At 31.9% G+C, this 8,723-nt stretch carries 10 protein-coding genes; 4 read left to right on the plus strand and 6 right to left on the minus strand.

Features of this window, described 5'->3' with window-relative positions:
• Window positions 1-360: 360 nt before the first annotated feature.
• The gene (locus ACEW8E_RS03920; protein WP_373479034.1) at window positions 361-855 is read left to right on the plus strand and encodes a DUF3122 domain-containing protein; all 495 of its coding nucleotides are present in this window, start codon (window positions 361-363) and stop codon (window positions 853-855) included.
• Window positions 856-904: 49 nt separating this feature from the next.
• On the opposite strand, the gene malQ is transcribed toward ACEW8E_RS03920, so the two are convergent.
• Together malQ and psb30 are read right to left on the minus strand one after the other, a co-directional pair.
• Window positions 905-2,440 (minus strand): 4-alpha-glucanotransferase, encoded by a 1,536-nt coding sequence (gene malQ, locus ACEW8E_RS03925; RefSeq protein ID WP_373479043.1) that lies wholly within the window; start codon window positions 2,438-2,440, stop codon window positions 905-907.
• Window positions 2,441-2,577: 137 nt separating this feature from the next.
• Window positions 2,578-2,709 carry a photosystem II reaction center protein Ycf12/Psb30 gene (psb30, locus tag ACEW8E_RS03930; RefSeq protein WP_373479035.1) on the minus strand — a complete coding sequence of 44 codons (132 nt, stop codon included), beginning with the start codon at window positions 2,707-2,709 and terminating at the stop codon, window positions 2,578-2,580.
• 140 nt (window positions 2,710-2,849) lie between these two features.
• Between psb30 and ACEW8E_RS03935 the strand changes: the two genes are divergently transcribed.
• Complete coding sequence (locus tag ACEW8E_RS03935) at window positions 2,850-3,197, plus strand: YkgJ family cysteine cluster protein (protein ID WP_373479036.1); 348 nt, start codon at window positions 2,850-2,852, stop codon at window positions 3,195-3,197.
• 1 nt (window position 3,198) lies between these two features.
• Here ACEW8E_RS03935 and ACEW8E_RS03940 read toward each other — a convergent pair whose 3' ends face one another.
• Window positions 3,199-3,810 (minus strand): GAF domain-containing protein, encoded by a 612-nt coding sequence (locus ACEW8E_RS03940; RefSeq protein ID WP_373479037.1) that lies wholly within the window; start codon window positions 3,808-3,810, stop codon window positions 3,199-3,201.
• Between the two features lie 140 nt (window positions 3,811-3,950).
• Here ACEW8E_RS03940 and ACEW8E_RS03945 point away from each other — a divergent pair, with 140 nt between their 5' ends.
• Window positions 3,951-5,069, plus strand: coding sequence for a DUF389 domain-containing protein (locus ACEW8E_RS03945; RefSeq protein ID WP_373479038.1), 1,119 nt, complete (start codon window positions 3,951-3,953; stop codon window positions 5,067-5,069).
• A 101-nt stretch (window positions 5,070-5,170) separates the two neighbouring features.
• Here ACEW8E_RS03945 and ACEW8E_RS03950 read toward each other — a convergent pair whose 3' ends face one another.
• Window positions 5,171-6,301: a CO2 hydration protein gene (locus ACEW8E_RS03950; protein WP_373479039.1), complete on the minus strand. Its 1,131-nt coding sequence runs from the start codon at window positions 6,299-6,301 to the stop codon at window positions 5,171-5,173.
• A 62-nt stretch (window positions 6,302-6,363) separates the two neighbouring features.
• Window positions 6,364-7,233, minus strand: a complete 870-nt coding sequence (locus tag ACEW8E_RS03955) for an alpha/beta fold hydrolase (RefSeq protein ID WP_373479040.1) — start codon at window positions 7,231-7,233, stop codon at window positions 6,364-6,366.
• Between the two features lie 177 nt (window positions 7,234-7,410).
• On the opposite strand from ACEW8E_RS03955, the gene ACEW8E_RS03960 reads away from it, so the two are divergent.
• Window positions 7,411-8,001, plus strand: a complete 591-nt coding sequence (locus tag ACEW8E_RS03960; RefSeq protein WP_373479041.1) for an ion channel — start codon at window positions 7,411-7,413, stop codon at window positions 7,999-8,001.
• A gap of 7 nt (window positions 8,002-8,008) precedes the next feature.
• Here ACEW8E_RS03960 and ACEW8E_RS03965 read toward each other — a convergent pair whose 3' ends face one another.
• A complete protein-coding gene (locus ACEW8E_RS03965; RefSeq protein ID WP_373479042.1) occupies window positions 8,009-8,419 on the minus strand; it encodes a hypothetical protein in 411 nt (136 codons plus the stop codon).
• Window positions 8,420-8,723: the final 304 nt, after the last annotated feature.

Below are 8,723 nucleotides of genomic sequence, written 5' to 3' on the forward strand. Positions count from 1 at the left end.
GAACAACCGCACACGGGCGGATAATGGCGATAACCAAGCCATACACATAAATATAATTCTATGATACCGTGTATTTGACCTACGGAACGTGGGGTAAAGTCTATCGTCAGAAAGTAAGACTCGTTACTTCTCGGAGTAAAAAGCATTTCTTTGGGTAGGAAGCCAACACTGTAATTTTAATTCAGTGTGGGTAGTTCACTCAGTATCTTTATAACTTACCCATTGACAAATAACTCAAAAAGTGTATAGCTTATTTTTGATATTTTAAAATACATTTTATCAGTGTCACCTTTTAATTTCTGTCATTGATATTGACAAAACCCTTTTTTACTCGGAAGATTACTTACTGAATTCAAAATTATGAAAAAAAATATCATCAAACGAATTGTTCTTATAATACTATTAGCTATAACAATTAATCTTAGTTTTACTAACATAAGTGTAGCGAATATTATCCAGCAAACAGAAACTCCAGAGCAAATATTATATCAAGCAAGAAATCGATTATCTGATAGTGAAGGTAACAGTTGGCAGCTAATTTTATTTAAAAGAATCAAAGAAGGAAAAACTATCGACGTAAATTTAAGATTAGTTGCTTTTCCTGAAACTATAAATTTTAATCATCCACAAGATTTAATTATCAATACTCTAACCAGTGAAGATATGAAAGCCGATGATCAATTCAGTGAAAAAGCACCTGCAAATAACGTTGGACAATATAATTTTCAAAATATATTACCAAAATTAACCACAGAAAAATCCATTACTTTATCATTACCCGTCAAGGAAAAATCTTTGACTTTAAAAATACCTTACCCAGTTTTATTAGAATGGCAAGAAATCGCCATTAAATAAAAAAAATATTGCAGATTCAATTGCTCACACCCTAAAAGCTGATACTTACTTAAAATGATGCTCTACCATAAAGAGAAGTTAAATACTTGAGATGTTCGCTAATATCGTCAGTTAAAACATCTTTTTTGTAACGCCAACTCCAATTATCTTCAATAGTACCGGGAGTATTCATTTTTGAGTTAGAACCCAATCCTAACAGATCTTGTACAGGAAAAATAGCTAAATTTGCTACGGATGCTAAAGCTAAACGAATTAAACTCCAATGGATGCCTTCGTTACAAATACCTCCGAGAAAATCTACCACTGCTTTTTTTTCATTAAAAGATCGTTTCTCAAACCACCCCACGGTGGTATCATTATCATGAGTACCAGTATAAACTACACAATTGCGATCGCTGTAATTATAAGGTAAAAAACCGTTACCTCGATCAGAATCAAAAGCAAAATGTAAAACTTTCATACCCGGAAATTTATATTTATCTCGCAATTGCTCAACTTCTGGGGTAATTACTCCTAAATCTTCCGCTACGATAGGTAAAACCCCTAATTCTTGCTCTAAGATAGTAAAAAACTTATCCCCCGGGGCGTTTAACCATTCTCCATTCATAGCAGTAGTTTCACCTTCAGGCACTGCCCAATAAGCCTCAAAACCTCGAAAATGATCAATGCGCATGATGTCAACATATTCTAACATTCCTTTGATACGTTGTATCCACCATGCAAAATTATTTTTTTCTAACACTTCCCAATCATAAACAGGATTTCCCCATAATTGACCTGTTTCACTAAAGTAGTCAGGGGGTACTCCTGCCATCAATGCTGCTGCCCCTGTTTTGGCATCTAAACAAAAATTATCTTGATTTGCCCATACGTCAACGCTATCATGGGCGACATAAATGGGAATATCACCAAAAATTTTAACGTTTTTTTCATTAGCATATTTTTTTAAATTTCGCCACTGTTTAAAGAAACTAAATTGTAAAAATTTGTGATAAAACATCTCATAACCCAGTTTATTTTGCCACTGGGATATTACTTCAGGATGACGTTTGGCGATCGCTTCATCCCACTGAAACCATGCACTACCGTGATGATAGTCTTTCAAAGCCATATAGAGAGCATAATCTTCTAACCAATAACTATAGTCATCACAAAACTGAGCAAATTCTGGGTTATCTTCGTTTTGAAACTTCTCAAATGCTTTGCGAAATAAAGGATATTTTTCTTGAATCACCAAGTCAAAGTTAACTCTTAAAGAATTTTGTCTGTCAAAAACAGTTTTTACGGAGTCTAAATCTTCCTCCGTTAATAAACCATCACCGTAAAGAATATCTAAGCTAATCATCAAGGGATTACCTGCAAGGGCGCTATAGGCTAAATAAGGCGAATTTCCAGCACCTGTTGGCCCTAAAGGTAGAATTTGCCATATTTGTTGATCACTTTTTGCCAAAAAATCGACGAAACGATAAGCACCATTTCCTAAGTCACCGATACCATAATCACTAGGTAAAGAGGTTGGATGTAATAAAATTCCACTGAGTCTGCGATCAAACATAAAAATAAAAACCTTTGAACAATGATTAATCTTGTAGAGCTATTTAATCTTAGTTCAATGGGAAGGGATCAAGACCAAATATTAAGAAAGGTAAACTCATGAGTAAAAGACGTAGCGTACTACGTCCATAATTGGTAATTTCTTTAAATTCCTGAATTTCTGATATTTTAAAGATCACCACGCATAGCATAAAGAATAAAAACGATTACAGGCCCTGCAATCAAGATGAAACCTACAGAGGTTAATTGTAAAATAACTTGTAAATCTAAACCACTAAAAAGATTTGTAATAAAATCCATACTTACTCCTAGTTTTTAAATAATGATCTTAAATGTTTGGTACTAAATCTAACAAGATATATGATACTAGGAAAGGAAGATTATTTATTCAAAAAATCAGCCCATTTTTATTAAGTTTTGTTACATTTTTTTCTTGTCTTATGAGTAAATGGCTTTGTATTGAAAATTGTGGTGCTTGTTGTAACTTAGATCCTCGCGATCGCCCAGATTTAGCAGATTACTTAAGTAAATCAGAGTTAGATTTATATTTAAGTATGGTTGGGGAAGATGGTTGGTGTATTAACTACAATAAAGAGTCAAGAAAGTGTCAAATATATGAAAATCGTCCTCGTTTTTGTCGAGTAAAGCCAGATATTTTTCAGGAAATGTATGAGATTCCCTTAGAAGAATTTGAAGAATTTGCCATAGATTGTTGTCATCAACAGATTGAAGGAGTTTATGGGGAAGAAAGCGAGGAAATAAATAATTATCGCACTCAAGTAACATAAATTAATCTTCTTTAAGATATAACCTAGCATGATCTAAAGCGATGGCAATGGAGGGAGAAAACATAATCATAAAATCTGCCATTTTCTGGGTAAAATGTTGAGGTTGAGAATGAGTGATAGTAAGAATCCCTAATAATAAACTACCACGCAAAAAAGGAATACATAAAGCCGAGCCTACGGCGTAAGGTTGCGGGGAGAAATTAATCCAGCGTTCATCTTTCGTGGTATCTTTCACTAAAGCAATACGACGATAACGAGCAACCCAACCTGCTAAACCTTTATCTAAGATTTTGCCAATCAAATAATCTTTTTCTTCTCGCATAGTGGGGCCACGAGCTAAAATACTTTCAGTAATAATACCTTTAGGATTTAACAAAAATAAACTAGCGTCTTCTCCTTTAGTTAATTCTGTAGTTACTTCAATAATTTCCATGACAACAGATCTTAACATTAGTTTACCTGTAGATACATTTCCCATCATCAAAATAGAGCGAAATAGCTTTTCTTGAGCTTCCATTGCCCGTTTATACTTATTCAAATCGGCAATATAACTTCTTAAGGAAGACACTTCTAATTGTAAGGCTTCTATAGATTGTTGAGGTGGAAGATTCATAATGGGTAATGAGGAATTAGTAATTAGTAATTAGGAATTAGAAAGGAAACGGGGAATTAGAAAGGAAACGGGGAATTATAAGTTTTATGAGTTAAATTATTTATAAAATATAACAGAATAATATTATTGATCAAAAAATAATGCCTGAAAAATCATCTCAATTATTTAAAGGTAAAAAAATTAAAGCCTTTTTTCGTTGGTTAAGAATAATTTTTTATCGTCTGATTCCCCCAACGGATATTGAAAATGTTAAATGTTTAGATAAAACTTTGACACTAGATTCATCATGGAATACTGACTTTATTTTGTGTACTGTTTCTGCTTGTTTAATCGCTACATTTGGTTTACTCAGTAATAGTGCGGCTGTCATTATTGGTGCGATGATTGTCGCTCCGTTAATGTTACCTTTAAGAGGTTTAGCTTTTTCCGCTTGTGAAGGAAATTTAAACTTATTTCGGAAGGCTTTATTTTCAATAATTGGTGCGACTTTACTCTCGATTTTTTTATCTAGTTTAATCGCTAAAATTGTTTCTTTTCCTGATGTTGGCTCGGAAATCATAGCACGAACTCAACCCAATTTACTCGATTTAGGTATCGCTATCACCGCAGGCGCTATCAGTGGTTTTGGTAAAGTTCGATCAGGTATAAGTGAAACCTTGGCAGGTACAGCTATCGCCGTTGCTTTAATGCCACCTCTTTGTGTGGTAGGAATTTCTTTCGCTATGGGTAATTCTAGTTTTGCTTATGGTTCATTTTTGTTATATTTAACTAACTTATTAGGTATCACCTTAGCTTGTATGATCGCTTTTATCCTTTCTGGATATACTAAAGCAACTAAGGCTTTAGGATGGACAACTGTCCTAACTCTTTTATTAATCATACCTTTGGGATCAAGTTTTTTTCGTCTATTACAACAACAAAGAATTGAAACAGAAATTAAGCAAAAATTAGTTAATGAAACTATTACTGTTGGTAAAGATGTCGATAATGTTCGTGTAAGAATAGAATGGACTTCCCTTCCTCCTGTTATTAATGTGGTTTTACAAACTGATAAATATATTTCTCCTAACCAAGTAAGATTAGTGGAGAATTTTCTCAATCAGCGACTTAATGATGATTTTGAGGTGGTGTTTTCTATCATTCCTATTCGTAATATTAGAGCAAAAGATATTGAAAATTCTGTGATAGAGTTTCCTTTAGATAAAGATAACTATACTTTGCCTAAAAACGATAATTTCAAATTTTTTCAAAGCCGATAATAAAAAAAGAAAAAATTAACGTAAGCGTTCAGACGTGCGGAATGTGGGTTATAAGTATTTATCCTAACCCCTATCCTCACCAAAGCACCATGAGATAATAGTTAATCATTTACATCTAAAATACGAGAAGTGGTAAAACGATTCATCCACCCTTCTAAATATTTTCGATTAGCCTCTTTTTCTGTTATATTTTCAGTGGTTAATGGATGGGGTGCTAATCCTTGAATTGCAGCAGTAGTTACACAATACATTGACTTTTGAAAACTGATGCAAATTTTTACTAACAAATCATCTTCTCCTCTGGTTGTATTGCGATAAAACTCAGATAAATATTTAGGTAAATAATGACGCATATCTTGCATTAATAAAGTAGGAGGAATTCCTGCACTACCAACGGGTAACGGATCAGCGTATAATGCACCATAGGTAAATTGTGATTGATCATAAGAGATTTGATTAGCTTGAGCATTGAAAGATACTGTACCTAAAAATGGATTACCTCTAAAAAATACTGCCTCAACATAAGGCACAGCAGTATCCATGAGGAAAGTTAATCCAGCTTTTTCGGGTATCAAGGGATAAGTTTTGCCTTTGATGTCAACATCGTAGGTAATAGGTTTATTGGCATCAACTACTAAAGCATCTAAAATATGTTTGACGACATCTTCAATGGTATTGATTTCTCCCTCGTCGTATCTGTCGGATAAACTAATAAACATATCACTCATAACTCGCCAAAATTGCCCTAATGCACTGGTATAAACTGACATTTTTACTTGTTCACTCAAAAAATCGGGAAAGATCTTATTTAAGCTCGAAATAAATAGGTTTCCTTGGGTTTTTGCTTTGATAGAGTCTTCCATTAATTTAGCAAATTCTGCACTATCTACATATTCATCTAACTTACCACCTCCATGCCATAACATAGCGCGCATACAATATTCGGCATACTCAAAGTTTATGCGATCATGCCACCAATGACGAAATAATTTACCCCAAGAAAATTCGCCATCAAAGTATTTAAAGAAAGGAAATAAATTTAAAAATTGATGATCAGCAATATAATTGAGATTGTTAGAATAAGCATCTAAAACTATGCCATAGGATTTCAAAATTCCCACCACTTCCATCACATTTTGAGGAGAATTTTTTAATAAACTTTTACCAGATTCTAAACGATAAATATATTCTGCTAAAGGATGTTTTGATGGTTTAATAGGAGTTGTTACCATAATTTTATTATTAATTTTTTTTAATTATTTTACCTGAATTTACTCTCAAAATTTGTCCTAAATTATTGATTTTTTTCTAACCATTGTTGTAAAAGAGGATTAACAATTTCTGGTGCTTCATCTTGTGGGCAATGTCCTAAACCTTCTAATGGGATAAAATCTTTTACAGTGGGATAATTTGCCAATTCTTTTCCTAATTCAATGGATTCCCAAGGATCATTTGTACCCCAAAAAAAAGTGATCGGACAAGGTAAAATAGGTAATAAGTCTTCAGGTAAAGCGCCTTGAGAATAACCCGTAAAGGCTAAAAATACATCTGCGGCGCCTTTATCTTGAGAGGGTTGATAAATTAAATCTACTAACTCATCGCTGATGGCTTCTTTTTTTTGATAGGCTTGGGAAAGAAGATTTTTGATTACTTTTGGTTTCGCAATTTGTTGGTAAAAAAAGTTACCTATCTTTTTATTTTTTAATACTTTTTGCATCACCATAGCCCCTACATTACGATACCATGCCAAAGTTTCTCGTTTTCGATCATGTAATAATCTTAACGAACAATTGAGAGAAGCGATGGCAATTACTAAATCAGGATTCTCCACCGCCGTTTGCATCGTCACCACACAACCGATGGAGTTACCAACTAAATAAACAGGAGTTTTAACAACTTCTCGACAAAAATCAGCTACTTGTTTGCTCCAAGTTTCAAAAGTATATTCAAAAGGTTGCCCCGGAGTAGGCTTTGCGGATGCGCCAAAACCAAGTAAATCAATGGCATAACAACGATAATTTTCGGCTAAAAATGGTAAATTATGTCGCCAATGTCCACTATTTGCACCAAAACCGTGTATAAAAACAACAGCTTCTCCACTATCACCATAACTTTGATAACCGATTTTAAAACCTTGCCATTGCCATGTTTGATAATTACTCATTTTTTGTTTAATCTGAGAAAAAAATTATTGATAATCAAAAACTAATTTTAGTTTACTTGATTCAACATATTATATTGAGTAACAGTTTAACTCTAAAAAATTATAATTATCATGGAAATATCTAATAAAAATAAATATACAAATCTTTTCTTTTATTTAATCATTTCGTTTTTATTAATGCCTTTATCCCAATATTCTAAAATTATTAGTTTTCTTTTTCCTTTAGGTTTTTTCTTTATTATTATTTCAGCTATTAATACTTTAAATGTTTCAAAAAAAATTATTAAAGTTTTTTATATTCTTTCTTTATTATCATTTTTAGCAGATTTAATTAACATTTATGATCAAAGTTATATATCAGAATTATTAGCCATTATAACTACTATTATTGATGGTATATTTTTAATTCTTTCTATTGTTGCTATTTATCAAAAAGTTCATTTAGAAACAAGAGTTAATAATGATGTAATTAGAGGAGGAATTTGTATTTATATTCTATTAGGAATACTCTGGTTTTTATTTTATAAAGTCATCTATTTTTTTGACATAAATGCTTTTCATTTTCCAGAATCTAGGATAATGCAAGTAAATGCTAACTTATTTTATTTTAGTTTTGTTACTTTAACAACCCTTGGCTATGGTGATATAACTCCTGTAAATAATTTTGCCATGATGGTTAGTAATTTAGAAGGATTATGTGGGCAACTTTTCCCAGCTATCTCTATTGCTACATTAGTTAGTTTATATAAAAAAGAAACCACAATATAAATCTATATTACCAACTAATAAGAGGTTCTCGAAATAACTCTTTTTTCCCTTCCGTAACGGTTAAAAAGCTACCTTTAGGAGTATTAAAAATAATCAAGTAATTAACATTGCCATTATAAGCGGAAAAATAATCACCTTTTTTATTATAATCATCTAAAGGTAAACGAATACTGTTACCATTTTTTTTACTAACCCCTACATAATGACTTGGCAAATCTCCACCACAAATATTAAGCCAAAAGTTTTTAGTTTCTGCACTTAAAAATAAACTTTCATTAGGTTTACAATAATTCTTAATTGCTTTTTGACTTACTAATTGAGGAGATTTTATACTTAAATGATTAGCTAAAGTATTATTATTTAAACTAATTAAAAATAAGGTGATAGAAAAGAGAATAATTGTTTTAATTTTTATCATTATTATCCTAAAATAAATATCTATAGTTTTTTCTATAGCAATACTATTTTGAGTTGTAAAAAAATAATAAGTTAATTTCCCTCAAAATTAGAGGGTACATAGCAAAGCAACGATTTTTTACAAATAATTTAAAGATTGCTATATTTATCAATATTATCGTAATGTTAACGGTACTTAAACAAAAATTATGCCCAAACAAAGCCCAAACTTGCTTTATAATTAGTAAATACCTCAATATTATCTTTTAACCATTGAAAAAAGCGAAAAGATATGGCGGTGCGAAACGCTTCTAAGGCTTCACCAA

The organism is Geminocystis sp. (assembly GCF_041753295.1).
Taxonomy (GTDB): Bacteria; Cyanobacteriota; Cyanobacteriia; order Cyanobacteriales; family Cyanobacteriaceae; genus Geminocystis.

Coding starts and splice junctions, on each gene's coding strand:
- ACEW8E_RS03920 (WP_373479034.1), top strand. CDS start 361: ATGAAAAAAAATATCATCAAACGAATTGTTCTTATAATACTATTAGCT.
- psb30 (WP_373479035.1), bottom strand. CDS start 2,709: ATGGATTTTATTACAAATCTTTTTAGTGGTTTAGATTTACAAGTTATT.
- ACEW8E_RS03935 (WP_373479036.1), top strand. CDS start 2,850: ATGAGTAAATGGCTTTGTATTGAAAATTGTGGTGCTTGTTGTAACTTA.
- ACEW8E_RS03940 (WP_373479037.1), bottom strand. CDS start 3,810: ATGAATCTTCCACCTCAACAATCTATAGAAGCCTTACAATTAGAAGTG.
- ACEW8E_RS03945 (WP_373479038.1), top strand. CDS start 3,951: ATGCCTGAAAAATCATCTCAATTATTTAAAGGTAAAAAAATTAAAGCC.
- ACEW8E_RS03950 (WP_373479039.1), bottom strand. CDS start 6,301: ATGGTAACAACTCCTATTAAACCATCAAAACATCCTTTAGCAGAATAT.
- ACEW8E_RS03955 (WP_373479040.1), bottom strand. CDS start 7,233: ATGAGTAATTATCAAACATGGCAATGGCAAGGTTTTAAAATCGGTTAT.
- ACEW8E_RS03960 (WP_373479041.1), top strand. CDS start 7,411: ATGCCTTTATCCCAATATTCTAAAATTATTAGTTTTCTTTTTCCTTTA.
- ACEW8E_RS03965 (WP_373479042.1), bottom strand. CDS start 8,419: ATGATAAAAATTAAAACAATTATTCTCTTTTCTATCACCTTATTTTTA.